This is a genomic window from Pseudoalteromonas sp. SS15, assembly GCF_049257195.1.
In the GTDB taxonomy this organism is placed as follows: domain Bacteria; phylum Pseudomonadota; class Gammaproteobacteria; order Enterobacterales; family Alteromonadaceae; genus Pseudoalteromonas.
Genome location: NZ_JBMMUD010000004.1, coordinates 181,283 through 200,131 on the forward strand (window position 1 = coordinate 181,283; position 18,849 = coordinate 200,131).

The window sequence follows — 18,849 nt, forward strand, 5'->3', positions numbered from 1 at the left end:
TTGCGCTTAAGATTCAATAAATAATTCCCTTCAACAAAGCCACATGAAACGTTTTACCTTGTTGTTAGCGGCTTTGGCCTTTAGTTTAAGCGCCGCACCGTTAACATCAGAAGTTATTTCTGAAGCCAAAAAGCTCACCAAGGAAGGTAAACTAGATGTCGCACTGAAAACGCTCGAACGAGAAAAACAGTTAATTTTTCAACCTCAGGTTAATTTACAAAGAGCAAAAATAGCTCGTGAGCAAGCGCAATATAACCAGGCCATAGAACTACTGTTGCCGCTACTTACCCTACCAGAACAAACTCTTGAATTTAGATATGACGTGAACAAAGAGTTAGGGGTCAATTTCCGTAGAAACATGCACACGGATAAAGCGGAATATTATTACTTAGCGGCAAAGCAAATCGCGTTTTCATTAGATGATGACGACCTTATAGCGCAATCAATGATAAACCTTGGCGTTTTATATGAGGCACAAAGTGCATTTGACAAGGCGATGGAGCTACAGATTAACGCACAAAAAATGTTAGAAAGCTCAGATAATTATGGGCTTAAAGCCGCTAATTACTACAATCTGTATGGTTTATCAAATGTATTGCGTAATAGTAAAAAGGCACGCTTTTTCCTTGAGCAGGCTCTAGTTTACGACAAGAAAACCGGTCACAAACGTAATATAGCATCGACGGCATTAACACTTGCACAGCTTTCAGCTAAAGGTGACGACTATCAAAATGCCATTCCTCAATTAAATGAAGCCATTTCATTATTAACCCAATTAGATGCAAATGAAGGGCTATCAAGCGCTCACGGTACCTTATTTAATATTTACTTCAAGCAAAATAAGCCTGCAAAAAGTCTCTGGCATGCGAAAAAAGAACATGCTTATGCAGAAAAGACGGAATCAACTGTTCGCAAGTTTTGGTCTTATATTCATTTAGCCCAAGCCTATATTCAGCATCAGCAGCCTGAAATCGCCCTAGAGTATCTTGCGCTATCAAAACCACTTGCAGCGCAATTTAAGTCAGCTTTTTTTGCTCACCAATACAACTTGTACTCAAGTAAAGCCTATTCGCAACAAGGAAACTATGAAAAAGCCTATTCATACTTACTTGATGCAACTGCCAACTTGAAAACCTATGCTAAAAATATGGAAGATCGTGATGCCGTCACCATTAAGAAGCGCTTAGATAATCTACTTAAATCTTTAAAACTTGCGCAAGAAGAAAAGAAACATGCGTTAACGACTATCGAGCTAGAAAATGAAACCTTACAAAAACGCATTTGGTTATTAGCCAGTTTACTCATCTCTGCTGTGAGTGGTTTTATTATTTATGCTTACTATATAAAGCAAAAAAATACTCACTATAAGGCTCAAATGTATCAACATAACCTTGAGCAAAAGGAACAAATGCTTGCTGATATTTCTCATGAACTTCGCACTCCCCTGAGCGTACTCAAACTGCATATTGAAGCCCTAGAACATAATCTAATTGACGATAAATTTTTAGCCTACGGTAAGATCAATGACAAAATTGCACAGCTTAATAATCTTATTTCTGATGTATACCAATTATCTCAATTGCAAAACAAAGCACTCTATATCGATTTGCAAGAAGTCAATTTACAACAACTTACGCAAAAGTTTATGTCCGATATTAAAGTACTGACAGAGCAAAACCAGCTTAGATTTATAAGTGACATCGACTTTACTGCAAATACGGTATTGAAAACGGATCAATCAAAGCTAGAGCAAGTGATACTCAACCTTGCGAAAAATGCTTGTCTCTACACGGATGTGCCGGGACATGTCAGACTGAAGGTAAGAGCAAATCATACCCAGGTGTTTATTCAACTCGATGATTCTAGCCCTGGTGTGAATGATGAAGACTTACCAAAACTTTTTGATCGACTTTACAGGGTTGATAAGTCTCGCTCTCGAGCCTTAGGCGGTTCAGGATTAGGGCTGTCAATTTGCCAAAGCTTAGTTCAGGCTTTAGCAGGAAAAATCGTACTCAAACATGGAAAGTCAGGTGGATTGTGTGTTCAGATCACTTTGCCAATTAAACGCAATACCTAAAGCTTAACAACTCAATTTGTAGGCTCTTCTAAGCCTACAAATTTACTCCACATTCACTCCATTTTTCTTCCACATTGGTTTGTTTTAATAACGCCATTAACACGGGAGAAAGAATATGTCTCAACCAACTTTAAAACATGGCGATTGGGCGAAAATCATTGAAACGCGCCAAAAGCAAAATAGTACCCAAAAATCACGCAATTCATCGTTCAAATTTGTCTCTATAGGGCTTGTCTTCCTGACTATTTTTGCGGTTTTTTATTGGACTAGTTTACCTGCAACTCAAGCACAAACACCACTGTCAGATGACTCGCAAACTCGCATTGCACGCTATTTCTCAAAACAGTTTATGATGGGCACTTGGCAACTAGATGAAGTAAAGTTCAGTGAATACGGTGTTATCACACATGTTCGAGTACCTGAAAAGCTAAACATGGACGGTGACGTACTAAGAAATTACATACAACACTCTCTTTGTCCGCCAACAAGCAGTGTGATCTGGCAAGATGTTAAAACACATCCTCTGACTCTAAATTTATTTGTGTCATTGCAACGAAAAGGGCAAAAGGCCAAATGTAACAACCCTAATTCAAGACAAAACAGTTAACCCAACAAAACTGAGAGAACAAAGGAGCCAAAAGGCTCCTTTTTTATTACTATTCTAGCTCTAATCGGGCTTTTTCTTGCAAAGACTCTGGAAGCTCTTTAGTGACTGATACGCCGAGCTCTTTAAACTCTGAAGCTTGTTTGATTAAATTACCTTTGCCGGCATAAAGCTGAGAAAAGGCTTTCTCATAACTCTCTTTGGCTTTATCCAATTGAGTACCCACACCTTCCATACTATTGAGAAAACCATTGAGCTTGTTATAAAAACGCTCAGCACGTAAAGCAAGTTCACGACTATGCTTTGATTGCTCTTCAAAACCCCAAAGCTGTTTGACGATATTAAGGCTGGTTAAAAGAGTCGTGGGTGTCGCCACTAAAACATTATGCTCTAACGCATGTTGATAAATGGCTGGATTATGTTTAACTGCCGCAACAAATGCTGATTCTATAGGAATAAACATGATCACCACTTCGGGTGAGTTGATCCCGGGTAGCTTTTCATACCGTTTATCGCCCAATTCCTTAATACGATCTGCCACAGCCTGATAGTGCTGAGCTAAGGCGGTTTGCGCTTCGGCGTCACACTCCGCATTCACATAACGAGTGTATGCATTTAATGATGTTTTAGCATCGATGATTAAATGCCTTTGTTGGGGAAGGTAGACCAATACATCCGGTCTAAACTTGCCAACTTCAGTGGCAAAAGACGCTTCTCTTTTGTAATCATCACCCGCTCTTAAACCCGCACTGTCTAAAACATTTTCAAGCATAAGCTCTCCCCAATTACCTTGGGTTTTCTTTTGTCCTTGCAGTGCTGTCGTTAATTTATCAGCTTGCTCAGTGATTGATTTATTATTTGCTTGCAGGTGTAACAGTTCAGTTTTTAATGCTGCACGTTGTTTGAGTTCTTCACTATGAATGGCTTCCATTTTGTCACGAAAGCCTTTTAATTCACCTTGAACTGGTTGCAGCAATTGACCAATTCGTTCTTGGCTTTGCTGCCCAAAACGCTGCGACTTTTCTTCGAAGATTTGATTAGCTAAGTTTTCAAACTCTTGTTTCAGTTGAGTCTTTGTTTGCTCTAAATGATTTAGTTGTGCTTCTAATGCCGCTTGTTTTTGCTCTGATGACGCCTTTAATTCAGCTAACTCAACCGAAATGAGACTTTTCTCTTGCTGTAGGGTTTGTAGGTTTTGTTCCCCCTGTTGCCAAAGCTTATGAAATTGCTGTGCCTGAAGTTGTTTCTCACTTAAGCGCGCTTGAGTTTGTTGAACTTGACCATGTAGCTGCAACTTATCATTTTGTAGCTGTTGCACTATTTGCTGCTCAGCTTTGTGAGCCTGCTGCAATTGTGCTTGTTGAGCAATATATTGCTCAAGTTGCAATTCAAGTTGATGAATTAAAGATTGTTTTTTTACAAGGCGTTGCCAGAAAAAGGGCAAAGGAGCAGCAACGCCTAGGATGCCAACTAAGCCATGCACCCAAGTTAATTGCGAGATAAATGAATCAATCATATCAACCTCTTAATATTATTATTAGGCTGATAATACCTTAGTCAAGGCAAGGGTTCACTAATGGGTTAAACTGCCGTGTCTATTTGCTGTTCATCAAAACGATACCCAGCCCCATATACAGAGCCTACCAGCTTAGAAGATACACCTATTTGCTTAATCTTCTTACGAATATTTTTGATGTGGCTGTCGATAACACGATCTGAAATATCAAAATTATCGGGTTGGATAAAGTCTAGAATTTGTTGACGAGAGAAAACACGACTTGGCGCTTTATAAAGCAGTGCAAATATATCAAACTCAACTTTAGTTAACGATAAAGCTTGGCCTTTAAGCTTTATCAATAGTTGCTCTTCATCCACCAGTATTTTTTCTTCTTTAGCCTCTAAAGGAGCACAACGACGAAGAATAGCCCTAACTCGCATCACAAGTTCAGCAGCACTAAACGGCTTACAGACATAATCATCAGCACCAAATTCAAGGCCTCTTAACCTGTCAGCTTCAGCGACTTTTGCCGTCATCATCAGAATAGGCACCATTGAAAATTGTCTGATCTGCTTCATGCATTCAACCCCATCTTGGTTGGGGATCATAATGTCCATTAAAATGGCATCAGGTTTATGTTGAGCAACCCAATCGACAACCTCTGCACCATCGGCAATATGGGTGACTTCAAATTGAGCTGCTTTAAAAAATAACATCACCTGTTCGGCAATGTCATATTCATCTTCAACAATTAGAATATGTGGCATGGTTTCTTATTTTATTACTGAGTCTTTAGACATTTTAGTTGTTTAAGCTGAGCTTTAACACTTTGCTTTAGCTCATACGATAAAGTTTCATCAAATAAAAGCATAGTTAAAATGCTTGAAAGATCTTCACTACTGGCAACTTCTGAAAGTAAATCCTGATCACAAGGTGAAAGTGGTTCAATAAAACTTAATTCAGATTGTTGAGGGCAAAGCATAATCGACTCCAAACCGTCTAAAAAATGTAACTTAGTAAGCGATAGGGTAATTAAAGCAACACAATGTGGATCAAATGTGGAATGATGAAAAACATTAAAAAAAATGGCCAACTATTAAGTTGGCCATTAAAAACAAGTAAGTTAAGGGGGAAATAAAACAGTAATTCTGCATCACTGTACTTATAGACTGCCCTTAATCGAGTTAGTTCAAAATAATTTTAACTTTTTTAGCCTTGCAATAATGCAAGCATTTGCTCCTCATTAAAACTATTGAAACTCATATGCTTGTCATTAAATAACGCATCGACCAGAGCCTGCTTTTGCTGCTGCATAGTAAACACTTTTTGCTCTATTGAGTCAGCCATAATTAACTTATAGACAAAAACAGGCTTATCTTGTCCTATTCGATATGCTCTATCAGTCGCTTGATTTTCTACCGCCGGATTCCACCAGGGATCAAAATGGATCACGGTGTCAGCTTGTGTCAGATTCAGTCCGGTTCCACCCGCTTTTAAACTAATCAAAAACACGTTGCTCTCACCTTCTGTAAACGTCGAGATCACCTTGTCTCTGTGACGTGTTTGGCCCGTAAGCATACTGAATGTGATATTCAGTTCATTGCAATGCGCTGCTATCAAATCAAGTACAGAGGTGAACTGGCTGAAAATAATCACTTTACGACCCTGCGCAAGCATTTCAGGCAGGTGTTCACCCAGCCAAGACAATTTAGCTCCTACTTCAGAAGTTTCACTATCTACCAATTTAGGGTGACAACAAATTTGTCTAAGCTTCAAAAGGGCATCTAAAAATGCCAATTTACTTCGCTCAACACCTTGCTCTTTAAAGAGTTCTAAGAGTTTATTTTCTAGTTGTTTTTGTATGTTCGAATATAACTGAGCTTGTATTGGCGCAAACTGTAACTCTTTCACTAATTCAGTTTTACTCGGTAGCTCGGTCGCTACTTGTTGCTTAGTACGACGCAATATAAACGGCGAAATAAGGTCTTTAAGCTCCGAGACACGGCTTTGGTCTTGCTCTTTTTCTATCGGTTGCTGGAAATAACCTTTAAATTGCTGCTTGGTGCCTAATATTTCGGGCATAACGAAATCGAGCAATGATTTAAGCTCAAGCAAATTATTCTCAACCGGCGTGCCACTGAGGCAAAGCTTAAACTGTGCAGACAATTGTTTAACACACTTAGAGACTTGCGCCGCTTCATTTTTAATGTACTGGGCTTCATCTAGTACAATCGAATCAAAGTCAAGCCCTTTATAATACTCAAGATCGCGTTTCAATAATGGATAAGTGGTTAAGATAAATCTTGCACCATGAAGGTGATTTAAGACCTTGTCACGTTGACTGCCATGGACCGTCGTCAGCTGTAAATTAGGCGCAAAACGCGCAAACTCATTTTGCCAATTTCCCACCAAACTCGTTGGACACACAATTAAGCTCGGTTTAGTCACTAAGGTATTATGCTGATTAATAAAGTAAGCGATAACTTGTAGTGTTTTGCCTAATCCCATGTCATCAGCAAGGATCCCCCCAAGCTGATGGCGATGTAGGAACTTTAACCAATTTACACCCAGCTCTTGATAATCTCTTAATGTAAATAAATCACTGTTATGATTACTTGGTTTCAATTGAACTTGATCAGGGCTATTAAGCTCACTTAAATAATCGAGCAGCTTCTTATCTTTACATTCAATGTTAAGTTCATCGATAGCAAACAGTTGCTTTATCACAGACAAAGGGAATTTAAATTGCGCACTCGATGCGTAATAACTAAACCGCGCTTTCAAAGACATCAACTTATCAAAAGCGCGTCTTTCAAGCGCATAAGTTTGTTTGGCAATATCCACATAATAAAAGTGATTAGCAAGTGTATTTACTTCGAGCTCAGCGTGTTTATCCCAGTCAAGTAAGACAGGGTTAGAATCGAGTAATACTTTACCTGTTATATGATGGTGCTTGTCTCTTTTCAACAATAAAGACACTTTAGTTGATATAACTGAACTCGATTCCGTGATCTCATCTACCAGCCAACCTTTACTTTGCAAGTGGCCTCTTATTTCATGGTTAAACCAATGGATATATGCGCCATCTTGCTGAGGCAAAACAAAAAGGTCATCTTCAAAACGTAAGCCTAGACCCAGTAAATATTGTTCAGAGCGCTTTAAAGTTTTGCTGACTTCTGTATTTTTTGCATCTGTCTTTAACGATGAGATCAGCTTAAAGCCAAAATATGCGCCTGAGGCAACTAATTTAAGCTTTAAAGGGACACCTGATGACTCTAGCTCCGTTTTCGCACCATTTGGCATGCTGACGATGTTATCAGCAAATACCTCTTGGAATCGCTTCACCACTTGCATCAATTGATCATTCGGTACTGCTGGCATGGTGTTTATATGTGCTAGCTCTTGGGCACTCAGCGCACTGTTGATACGGCCAATGGTATGGGTATCAGCATCCAAATAGAGCGGTGGATCCGTTTTAATTAGGTGCCAATTTTCAATCCCCTCAATCGCGGCAACTAATTGTGACTTATCATTTTTTTGCAGCCAGTTCAGAGCAAGGTTGGCCTGATGGCCGAGTTTTAAAGATGTTCTATTATTTTGTAAGAAAAGTCGCTTTGTTTGCAAAAGCTGATTAACTGCTTCGAAGCCCCACTTACCTGAAAGCTCATAATGCCCTGGTGAGTTTTGCGAGCGAACCCAACTAAATAGTCTAAAGTCAGACTCAAGCACGCCTGGAGGGGCTACGGGACTATTTAACTGGGGCTCAGTCAATAGACGACCTAATGGATATTGACCATCAGGACGATAGGGCGACATTTTGGGGTAAAGTAATAGTTCCTGACCGATTGGTTCGAGCGTAAACAACAAAACATTATCAGTCTCAATAGATTCGCCATGCTGCAAACTTGCTAATTCATTAAACCAGTCATTCACTAGAAATGCTTCACCAAAGCCACCAGAATGCTCAACTTTTAGCTTCAGGAGAACAGCAGCAATGTGTCGACATTTAGCATTATTGGAGCAGGTACATTGCGCATCTACACTCGGGTTATTATTTACTTTAGTAATTTTGATATGTTGAGAGAAGGTATTGCCAAAATTGCCAATAACTTGACTATCGATGGTTGAAAAGTCTTCGCTATGCTCTAAAAAACTAATTTGGGAGTTATGAAGGTACTCTTTTGCTTTGGACAAGAGACCACTATTGAAGTACTGCTTTAAAAAGCGCTCAGAAAGGGGAAATTGAGTCGCTTGCTCTTGTTTTATTTCCTCAAAAAGAGCAAATAATTGTTCTTTAGATAACTGCGTTGACATTTAATTCGCGTAAAAATCAAATCATCCGCCCAGTATATGGAAATATGACCAACGAATAAACCTAATAAACTTGATATAGCAAAAAACTTAACTGGTAAGACAAGACATAAATTTAACAATGAAACGTAGGCATAAAAAAGGGCCGAAGCCCTTTATCAATTGTAAGTAGCGAGCAGCTTTTGTAATTGCTCTAAACGTTTGTCAGTAATAACCTGATTATTAATTTTAATTGTTATATCGCCGCTTTTGTTACTTCTTTGCAAATCGATAAATTCGTTGCTAAACAGAGACTCGTTTCGGCGGACAGGCTGCTCAAAGTTAATCAGGAACTGAGTAATTTTGATAGCACGCTTCTCATCACTCATTTCTTCAGACATAAAAGATTGATTTCGTAAATCTTCTAACAATAAGAAAAACATATCTTGATCTTTTTTAATTGCATCAATTAATTTCTTTGCAGCCTCACGACCTAAGTGATTTGGCGTTGGGTAATGTTGCAAAACTTTTAAAGGGATTTGTTCAAAAGCTTTTAAAGAGTCAGCGATTGCTGTGTGAGATACGCCTTCAAGCTCCGCAATCTCTCTGTAAGAGCCTTTCTTACCTTGAGCAATCAGTTCTTGCTTAGTATCTGCATAAGCTTGTCCTAGCTCCCACAGACTAGGCGCAATATATTGATCAGAAGAAACAGCTAACAGTTTTGCATCTTCATCAGTAAAATCAGGGGAAGATAATACGACATAATCAGCATCAGCAAGTAAACAGGCCTTACGGCGTCTAGAGCCTGATAAAACCCATTGAACATCGCCTTTTGACCAGCACAATGCAGGGTGTAGATTACGTTGGTCATTTTTGATTGCAGGGAGAATGTCAGCAACTGATTTTTGTGAAAGCAAACTTTGTTCACGGCGATTTTGGCCGAATACTCTCGTTTGAGATTCAATATCGCTATGTTTGATCACCTGGCACGTTAAAGTGATCATTCTATTTGGATCACTCGGTGCAGGCATAGTTAATACTTCACCGACTGAAGCTTGTTCTAATAACTCATCTAAACTACTGGTACTTACAGGCGAAGCAAAAGGGTCTAATCGAGTGTCATTTTTACGTTTTTTAGCCATGTAAAACCTATTAACCTTGTTGTTCTAGAGACGATTGAGTCGAAACCCAGTTTGAACGGATCAGCATTTCAAGTTCATCCACAACATCTTTGATATTTTCTTGGGATTTGATCAAAGACTCTCGACTGGCAAGGCTATCAGATGTTTTTTGATCAAAGATCGTATTGAAAGAAGAGGAACTCGCAGTTATGGCAGAACTATGGTTGATTGGATAACTCATAACCTGACGACCAAAAGCACTACGGACATCTTTTACAATGTCTCGTTGTGAGTGGTTACCTTTAACATAATTAGTAACAAGAAACTGCATGAAATCCCAACCCTCATGACCTAAAGCTGCAACAGTATGGTAAATCTCACCTAAACGCTTTAAATATTTATTATTAGCATCGAAGTCAACAGCTTCAGGGTGAACAGGTATAAGCATCGCTGTAGAAGCCATTAACGCATTATAAAACATAAAGTTTAAAGAAGGGGCAGTATCAATGAGGATAATATCGAACTGGTCTTCTACGGGCTTTATCACTTTTTCAAGCAGTTTGTGATAATGACGTGTTTGTTCATAAGTAGAGGATTCTTTTAATTCAGTTGCAGTTTCATGTTCAAAATAAAAATCATCCATCCCCGATGGTAACAGTCGAATATTGGGGATATGTGTCGATTGAAAAGCTTCACTAACGACGTCCGACCAAACTTCACCTTCGTCTAATTCAATACAATCGCGCATGAGATCACCAACAGTGATCGGTTCAGGATCTTGAGAAGGAAAGAAGCTAGAAGAAGAACCTTGAGGATCGAGATCAATAATACCAATGCGATAACGTTTGATATTTGTTGTTGCAAGTGCTGCAGCGATGTTAACTAGAGATGTTGTCTTACCACAGCCTCCTTTTAAAGAGTTAATGACTATAACTTGAAGTTTATCATTTTCTTTTCGCTGATCATGAGGAATACCCATAATTTCAGCCATAGCAAAAATATTAGATAGTGTGTAGGCATAATGACCATTAGCACCCTTTTGAATGTTTAATTCATCAAAATCACCTTGGTCATGTCTACGTTTTAACGTTCTATTATTGCAGCCAAGTAAATCAGCTGCAGCTTTTTGTGTGTATGTGCGGAGCTCTTTTTCATCGCTTTTTAAATGAGCACGATAATGTTGGATCCTACCTTCTAAAGATTGCTCAGCAACTTCGGCTGTAGCTTTTAAAAGTTTATAAGTTGATAGTGCGCGAGTATTAATTGACATACATAATATCCTTAACCTTGTGCTAAAGATTATAATGTCCATAACTTTAATAGTAAACAACAAAAAAAGAAGACATTTGTAAATTTACTACTTATAAAGAATAAATAAGAAGATTAAGTATGGTTAAAGTATAAGGTAATAAAGGCTAGTGACGTAGAAATAACAAATAACTTATTGATTTTTAATGTTAATAGTTAAAAGTTGAGATCACCTTCTTACGAAGTAAAGATCTGATCTTTATTAACTTGTAGATCTAGATTTTACTAACTGTAAAAACAGATACCTACTTACCCACAGTTTATAAACAAAACTATAAACAGAAATAGCTTAAAGATCAGATTTTTACTAAGATATATCAGATAGTTATACACGGTTCTCTTATGTATTGATTGTGAGAAGTTAATAAAGATCTGATCTATTCTTAGTACAGATCAGATCTCTATTAATTTAGAACTCGGTTATACACAGTAAATAACGATAAGGTTTAACTTAAAACGATTAAAAGATATGACAAATCGATTTTGACTTAGTAAAATTTTGATTTGTAAAATGAGTTAGTAAAAAGATGATCCTAATAAAAATCAGCTTCAGATCAGTTTTTTACTAACTTTAATTATTAACTTTTGCCGTGGAATATGTTGTTATAGCATGTCGTCTAAATTTGGAAGTAAAACAATGAGCCGAAAGGTGAACATCTCAGTAGATAATCTACCTGATTCATTACGTGGGCAAATTCATGGAGTAGAAAGTGCAACCGATAATGAAAATTTAGCACTATTTACAGATAACAAAGATGTTCGTATTACACTTGACAGTGCAGCTCATGAACTTCGAGCATATTCTAATACATTCAACCATTATGATCTTTGGGGTCGTTTTGTTCGTTCAGGTCATAAAAAGTTACCACTAGAAGAAGCACCGAAAAAAACAATAATAACGCGACGTATATCTGAAAAAGTTGATGGTATTCTCTATGAAGGTGAAATAAAAATTACGCCAGCTGTTGTGAGTACTAAACTAGAAGGCGAAGAAGTTGAATGCTTAGTTTGGCCGTCTGATCGTGAAGAAAAAGTCGAGAGAGCATTAATTCGTTTAGCGTCAAAAGGTAAAATTGTAAAAATCAATTTTAAGTCCGGTATTCAATATGCTGTGATTTTCTCAATGAACGAATTGGCGCAGGAATTAAAAGCTGTTGGCCAATCTATGCCTTACCCTCAAATAAAAGAATCTTTAGAAGCACTTCAAGGTTCTAAATTATCGTTTAAATATTCAGCAACTGATACTAAAAATACAGATGTTGATGATTCTTTCTACGAATCAAACATGAATTTCCTTTCTTCATTACACTTTAGCGGCAAAAAAGGTCAGGGTGGCAATGTAAAATGTGTTGCTTGTTTGAACGCATTTGTGCATAACATGATCGATAATCTGGAATATAAAGGTTACTATTTCAACAGAGCACAAGAATTAAAGCGGGGTTTATCTCGTTGGATGATGCTTCGTTTATATCATCTATGGCGATATGCTGCACCAGGTAAAACTTATCACTTCAGATTGCTTTCGATCATGGAAAAATATGGTTCTATTTATTCAACAGATGAGATAACAGAGAATAAACTGAAAGCATTGCGTCGAGATATGACTACGACAATGAAGGATTTGATTGAAAAAGGTGCTATTTCTGAATACGATATAACCAATGTAAAAGATGATAAAACAGGAAAAATCATCGATTACGTATATGAAATGCATCCTTCAGAAGAGTTTTGTGATGAAATTCTTACTTTAAATAAACAAAATAAGAGAATCGAAATTCAAGGTGGAAAACGACTAGTTGAAGCCGTTGAAGTAATTGACGAGGATGTACTTGAAGAGATTGTTAAAGAGTAAACTTAACATTTACTCTTTTTTTTCTAAATATATTCTATCGACCAAGAAGTTATATTCTCGCTTTCTTGGATCATTCACACTTGCATCATAATTAGGAAGACTTCCCACTTTTAATTTTTTGCTTGGATTTAACATAATAAATGGCAAAGCACCACTTACATGATATCTATTGGTAGCAGTAAAGCGAATATTTACTTCTGGTGTTACTCTAGTTGGTCTGCGTATTCTCAGTTTTGAGTCTGATTGCAAACTTTGGACTCGCAGCTTTTCAGTTTCTACAGCCTTTAACCATGATTCTTGATCTATAGCTCTCGGGTTAGAGTATTTAGAAGAACGATCAAGCATTTCAAGAGCTGCATCTTTGGTCAAAGTTTTCGTTGCATGCTTCTTCATCCAAGAAAATCGAACCGAAAAAGGTGATTCTGATTCACAGTGAATTTTTCTATATGCAGCTAAAGTAATTAAATTTGGGACTGCAGAATGAACGGCTTCAAAACGCGCATCATTATTAGGGATACTAAGAATTAACTCCTTAAACTTTGTCTTTTCAATGTTTATTGAATTGATCCTGTTTTGTAAATGCTTGAATTTGTCTTCAACTAAAACAATGCCTGGATGCCGTGTTAAAACTTTACCACTTTTACCGGATTCTAAAAATAAATCATTGAATGAAAATATAATCTTTTTTAAAGCCTCATCACCCGTTAATTCATTTACAACAATTTTTTCAGGAGCTGTGTGTTCTTGCTCTTTATTATAGCCTGGAAGAGAGTAATAATTAGCTGAAATAATATTTGCTGATTCAAGTTCTTTAGAGAAAAGTTCTAAATGATTTTGCAACAAATCGAATTGTGCTTTGATAAGAAAATTGATATTCATCTTAGTTAAAACATTAGAAATTATGTATGATGTGTTCTTTAATTATAACATAAAATAACACTTTATAAAATTTATTCTTGTTTTGCGTTTTCGTGAAGGATGATAGCTTTATCGTTATAGTTCAAGGCAAAAGAAGCGGGATGAAAAAATTTATCAACAACAATATATCAAAAGTAATAAAAAAACATTTTTTGTTTATTGAAAGGGTAGTAATTTAAATATTTACATCACCCTAAAAATGCATAAAAAATTTAGGATATACGAAACTATAATTTAAATGGAAATATGAAGATTTTGGAGTTTTAGTGTTCAACTGAATATTAAAAAATGAAAACACCTTAATACAAAGTTAGATAAGTTAATGGTTTTTATGACTTACTAACTCTATTTGTAAAATACAACTTAAACACGGAACTATATTTGATAGAAAGTATCTCCTGGTAAAACGTTAGCTCTCTTTAAGATAGCATATTTTTGAAATTAAATTATTTCAAATCGTACTAGAGTATAGAAGTCAACATATGACAGCAATCGAGAATTCATACCACGTATATTATAAAATATAAGAGCTATTTTCTTCTTGATTGATTTTAAGTTTAAAGTAAAATTTAAGATAAAAAAAGAAAGTATGATGTGTTCCTTATATATCACATTAGACTAACGAATGTCTAATACTGTTTTGCTTTATTGAACAAATGGTTATATTATGTTAAATAAGATTGTGAAATATAGTCGCAGCATAATATTACAAATAATTGTTATCTCTGTTTCAAATAGGGGAAAATTAAGCTGCTCGTAATTCATTATTTCAGAAATCAGAGTAAGTCAATACAATAGATGAAAAGCAAAACCTTGAAAGCAAAGTACCTATATAAGTTCTTAAATGAAAAGCCCCCACTTTCGCTTGAAGATTTAAACTCAAAATTACCATCCGTTCATATATATGTTTTAAGAGTAACTTTCTAAGTATTTTTACAGAAATCACTTCAAACTGATTAGTACAGCTCCAAAAAAATTTATGAAACTTTTAAATTAAATGTCACTAATTAATATTTAACGAGCCTCTTATCCGCTCAAAGAAGTTGAATCTATCATCAAAGATATTTAGATAAGCTAAGTAAAAATTATCAAAACTATAGCTTGATGTTATTTTGAAACACAAATTTGCAATAACAGTTAATAGAACAACTGGTCATTATTGATGTCGTTTTTAATGCATAGCAATAAACTAGATTAGTTAACGAATCGAACTCTTGGTAGTTAAGTAGGTCACAACTTGAATAAAATTATTGCAGATTAAAATCACCTTTTACATTCAATTCTCTTTACGAAACATAAGCATATTTGGAAAAGGTATTCTGGTTGATGTAACTAATTTAACGTCAGCATTGAATTTTCTTGTGAAGTGGCAGAGCTAAGCCGCTCAGTTATTAATTACAAACATAAAGGGCCATCCGATGATGAAGTTATCGACGCGCTTTTTGTGATAGTCGAACGTCATCAAAGATTGGGACTGCCGAAGCTATTTAAGCAATAAAATGCGTGTAAAGTGAGTTAACAACATACTAAAACTCAATTTGAGACGTAAAGGAAAGCGTTGTGTAACCACGAGAACACCAGAAACATTAAGTGCACCACTGAAACATAATGAATCTAGTTCAATGGACTTTATAAGTGATGCATTAAGCTATGGACATCGTTTTAGAACATTGAATATCTTTGATGACTTCAATCGGCAAGCATTTGCGATTAAAGTAGATACCTGTTTAACTGCTGAAAGAGTGATTAGTACATTAAAACACGTAACCACTTTGAGTGGTAAACCTCAACAAATCAGAGAGATAACGGTCTTTTTTTACCTAAACTGCCATAAAACTTGGGCTTTACAAAATAATATCAGGCTGGAGTTTCTAAAACATGATAGCCCTTATCAAAAGGGTTTGCAGAAAGGTTTAATCGGAGTTACCGTGAAGAGGTGCTAGATTTATACTTGTTTGAGTCACTGCAAGAAATACGTGAAATCACAGATGAATATTTAAACATTTATAATTATGAGCAGCTTCATGAAATCACTTAGTGATATGACACAAATTGGTTGGAGTTACAAAAACATAAGTAATAGGAACATTTCTACAGCTAACTTTAATGATATCCTAAAGACTTAGTATTTGAATATTTTTTGACGTTCGGTTTTTCCAGTTGAAGATCACTAAAGTACTTTAAATGTGAAGACTAAAATTTCTGTATTTTAAAGCAATTCTAAGAAACACCAATCTTATAGAAAATTTATGGAAAGGGTAAGCCAGAAAAGGGGGCTGATAATATAAGATACTTTTAACATAAAAAACTGGTAGAAAATTCAAAGTGTGAATCATTTAAATGTTATGACTAATTAAAATGAATACTATGAAAAACAATTAATACTAAGAAAACATCAGTAGACTAAATTTACTAACAGTAAATCAGATAGCAAATAGAAACAGAACTTATTAAATAAGGTAAAACTCGCGAATTAACCATTCAGAAACACAAAAAGAAAATGAATGTCTTCTGCTAGATTTACACATGACTGAAAACTATAAATCACAAAATGATATGCTTGTTTCTTTCAATTAGCTTTATATAAAGATTTTAAATCTAAAAACTCATTTTCAAACACTGATTTAGTCTGAATCATAGCGAATAAATCTTTTATCCTGTTTAAATAATAAACTTAGCTTCATATTAACTTTTTTTAACATTGTATGATGTGTTCGTTCTAGGTGGAGATATATTCTTATGATGTGTACTTTATATGGTCTTTTATAATAAAAGTTTATTGTAACTCAGAGTTTACGTATGGCTTGTTGATTTGTATGTTGTGTTCTTAATTGGTGTTGTAACTATTGAGATCATAATAACAATGTTGTAAGTTGTTTGTGTTCAAAATAAATATAGGAATGAGGAATGAACAACTGGAACCCAAATAGCTGGAGAGATTTTCCAATCGTCCAGCAACCTGAATATCCTGATCAGGCACAATTAAAGAAAGTAGAAAAGCAGCTAAATTCTGCGCCGCCCTTAGTATTCGCGGAAGAAACAAGAAGTTTATACAAAAGCCTGGCTGACGTCTGTGAAGGGAAGGCTTTCTTACTTCAAGGGGGTGATTGTGCTGAGTCATTCTCTGATTTTAGTGCTGCAAATATACGAGATACGTTTAAAACTTTACTTCAAATGGCGGTAGTACTAACTTATGGCGGAAAATGCCCTGTCGTTAAAATTGCAAGAATGGCTGGACAGTATGCCAAACCTAGATCTTCAGATTATGAAACCATTGATGGTGTGTCATTACCATCGTACCGTGGCGATATTGTAAACAGCTTTGAATTTACAGAATCAGCTCGTATACCTGATCCAAACAGATTGATGACGGCTTATCATCACAGTGCAGCAACATTAAATTTATTAAGAGCATTCGCACAAGGTGGTTTGGCAGATTTACACCAGGTGAACCGTTGGAACATGAGTTTCGTTGCAGCAAACCCACTAAAAGAAAAATTCCAACAGTTAGCCGACAGAATTCAAGACGCGCTCCAGTTTATGGAAGTATGTGGAATTGACTCATCTGTCGCTCCTAGTTTAAAAGAAACTTCGCTTTATACTTCGCACGAAGCTTTACTGCTAGGTTATGAAGAAGCTCTAACGCGTAGAGATCATCTAACTGGTGATTGGTATGACTGTTCATCGCACTTTGTATGGATAGGTGAACGTACTCGACAACTAGACCATGCACATATTGAGTTCTTCAGAGGAATTAAAAACCCGATCGGTGTTAAAGTTGGTCCAGGTATGAAGCCTGATGAACTAATTGAATTAATAGATGCCTTAAACCCTGAAAATATCCCAGGTAGATTAACACTTATAACAAGAATGGGAGCTGATATACTACCTGAAAAGCTTCCGGCACTTGTGAGAAAAGTACAAGAGGAAGGTCGGAAGGTAATATGGTCTTCTGATCCAATGCATGGTAATACTGAAAAAGCGACTACTGGTTATAAAACACGTAGCTTTAACAATATCTTACGTGAAATTAGTCAATTCTTTGCTGTACATAAATCAGAAGGGTCTTATGCAGGCGGTGTTCATTTAGAGATGACTGGTCAACACGTTACAGAATGTACTGGTGGTGCTTATGGTTTATCTGATGAAGATTTAGCGCAAAGATACAGAACGCAATGTGACCCAAGACTTAATGCTGATCAGGTATTAGAGCTTGGCTTTTTAGTCGCTGATTTATTGAAAGATGCTAGAAAGTAGTTGAATTATTGATTGAAGCTTAATTAACTTATAAACCCCACATAAAGTTGTGGGGTTTATTTTTTAGAATAGTCCTTAAGTTTCCTAAGTACAAATATAAGACCTAGTATTTGCGCCTTACTAACCCAGCTTCAGAAATAATTTTTGCAGAAATCTCCTCTACTGAGTGTTTGGTCGAATTTAAGTAAGGTGTTTTATGCTTTTTAAATAACATTTCAACTTCTCTCACTTCAATCCGGCACTGACGTATTGACGCATACTTTGAATTAGCCATACGTTCCTGTCTGATTAAAGAAAGTCTCTCAGGGTCAATTGTTAAACCAAACAATTTATTTTTATAAGGTAATAAGCATTTGGGATAATTACCTTTTTCAAGATCGTCTTCTGTCATCGGATAATTGGCAGCTTTAATGCCATACTGAAGTGCAAGATATAGACTCGTCGGTGTTTTACCACTACGACTCACACCAACCAAAATGATATCTGCTTCTTCGTAGTTCTTAATATTTGCGCCATCGTCATTTGCTAATGCGTAGTTAACAGCATCAATCCTAAAGTCATAACTTGATTCGTGTATAGAGTGCGTTCTATGAATACGAGGGACAGGTTCTGTTTTTAGTTCTTTTTTAAGAACATGGCTGGCCAGTGTTAAAAAATCATAACAAACGGCATTACTCGAAGAAATAATATCGGACAATTCTGGATTTACAAAAGTGAAAAATACTAATGGCTTATCTCCATCTGCACTAACAGTATTGTTTATAAGCTCTTTAATTTCATGCGCTCTATCAACAGTTTCAACGAAAGGAATGGTTTTGTGTTGAAATTCAATTGGAAAAAGTGAAAGGGTCGCATGACCAAAAACTTCAGATGTGATAGCTGTACCATCAGAAATATAAAAAGCAGTTCTCATAAAATAAGCCT

General features: G+C 36.2%; 12 protein-coding genes and 1 pseudogene. 5 read left to right on the forward strand and 8 right to left on the reverse strand.

Annotated elements, in window-relative coordinates; genetic code table 11:
- The first annotated feature begins 43 nt into the window (after nucleotides 1-43).
- Both AAEU28_RS10120 and AAEU28_RS10125 read left to right on the forward strand, forming a co-directional pair.
- Entirely contained in the window at nucleotides 44-2,077 is a 2,034-nt protein-coding gene (locus AAEU28_RS10120) for an ATP-binding protein (RefSeq protein ID WP_421964003.1), read from the forward strand.
- A 115-nt stretch (nucleotides 2,078-2,192) separates the two neighbouring features.
- On the forward strand, nucleotides 2,193-2,684 hold the full coding sequence (locus AAEU28_RS10125) for a hypothetical protein (RefSeq protein WP_421964004.1): 492 nt from the start codon (nucleotides 2,193-2,195) through the stop codon (nucleotides 2,682-2,684).
- Nucleotides 2,685-2,733: 49 nt separating this feature from the next.
- Here AAEU28_RS10125 and rmuC read toward each other — a convergent pair whose 3' ends face one another.
- The 6 genes from rmuC to AAEU28_RS10155 all read right to left on the reverse strand — a co-directional run bounded on the left by rmuC (nucleotide 2,734) and on the right by AAEU28_RS10155 (nucleotide 10,860).
- Nucleotides 2,734-4,197, reverse strand: a complete 1,464-nt coding sequence (gene rmuC / locus AAEU28_RS10130) for a DNA recombination protein RmuC (RefSeq protein WP_421964005.1) — start codon at nucleotides 4,195-4,197, stop codon at nucleotides 2,734-2,736.
- 65 nt (nucleotides 4,198-4,262) lie between these two features.
- The gene (locus tag AAEU28_RS10135) at nucleotides 4,263-4,946 is read right to left on the reverse strand and encodes a response regulator (RefSeq protein WP_421964006.1); all 684 of its coding nucleotides are present in this window, start codon (nucleotides 4,944-4,946) and stop codon (nucleotides 4,263-4,265) included.
- Between the two features lie 14 nt (nucleotides 4,947-4,960).
- A complete protein-coding gene (locus tag AAEU28_RS10140) occupies nucleotides 4,961-5,161 on the reverse strand; it encodes a hypothetical protein (RefSeq protein ID WP_421964007.1) in 201 nt (66 codons plus the stop codon).
- 227 nt (nucleotides 5,162-5,388) lie between these two features.
- Nucleotides 5,389-8,493: an SNF2-related protein gene (locus AAEU28_RS10145; protein WP_421964008.1), complete on the reverse strand. Its 3,105-nt coding sequence runs from the start codon at nucleotides 8,491-8,493 to the stop codon at nucleotides 5,389-5,391.
- 155 nt (nucleotides 8,494-8,648) lie between these two features.
- Nucleotides 8,649-9,611 carry a transcriptional regulator gene (locus AAEU28_RS10150; protein ID WP_138479350.1) on the reverse strand — a complete coding sequence of 321 codons (963 nt, stop codon included), beginning with the start codon at nucleotides 9,609-9,611 and terminating at the stop codon, nucleotides 8,649-8,651.
- A 10-nt stretch (nucleotides 9,612-9,621) separates the two neighbouring features.
- Nucleotides 9,622-10,860 (reverse strand): AAA family ATPase, encoded by a 1,239-nt coding sequence (locus tag AAEU28_RS10155; RefSeq protein WP_421964009.1) that lies wholly within the window; start codon nucleotides 10,858-10,860, stop codon nucleotides 9,622-9,624.
- 675 nt (nucleotides 10,861-11,535) lie between these two features.
- On the opposite strand from AAEU28_RS10155, the gene AAEU28_RS10160 reads away from it, so the two are divergent.
- The gene (locus tag AAEU28_RS10160; RefSeq protein WP_421964010.1) at nucleotides 11,536-12,750 is read left to right on the forward strand and encodes a replication protein A; all 1,215 of its coding nucleotides are present in this window, start codon (nucleotides 11,536-11,538) and stop codon (nucleotides 12,748-12,750) included.
- Nucleotides 12,751-12,759: 9 nt separating this feature from the next.
- Here AAEU28_RS10160 and AAEU28_RS10165 read toward each other — a convergent pair whose 3' ends face one another.
- Nucleotides 12,760-13,629: a DNA replication terminus site-binding protein gene (locus AAEU28_RS10165; RefSeq protein ID WP_421964011.1), complete on the reverse strand. Its 870-nt coding sequence runs from the start codon at nucleotides 13,627-13,629 to the stop codon at nucleotides 12,760-12,762.
- 1,936 nt (nucleotides 13,630-15,565) lie between these two features.
- Here AAEU28_RS10165 and AAEU28_RS10170 point away from each other — a divergent pair.
- Nucleotides 15,566-15,706 (forward strand): annotated as a pseudogene (locus AAEU28_RS10170) (integrase core domain-containing protein); the annotation flags it as partial.
- A gap of 869 nt (nucleotides 15,707-16,575) precedes the next feature.
- On the forward strand, nucleotides 16,576-17,925 hold the full coding sequence (locus AAEU28_RS10175) for a class II 3-deoxy-7-phosphoheptulonate synthase (RefSeq protein ID WP_421964012.1): 1,350 nt from the start codon (nucleotides 16,576-16,578) through the stop codon (nucleotides 17,923-17,925).
- Between the two features lie 103 nt (nucleotides 17,926-18,028).
- On the opposite strand, the gene ppsR is transcribed toward AAEU28_RS10175, so the two are convergent.
- Complete coding sequence (gene ppsR, locus AAEU28_RS10180; protein ID WP_421964013.1) at nucleotides 18,029-18,838, reverse strand: posphoenolpyruvate synthetase regulatory kinase/phosphorylase PpsR; 810 nt, start codon at nucleotides 18,836-18,838, stop codon at nucleotides 18,029-18,031.
- Nucleotides 18,839-18,849: the final 11 nt, after the last annotated feature.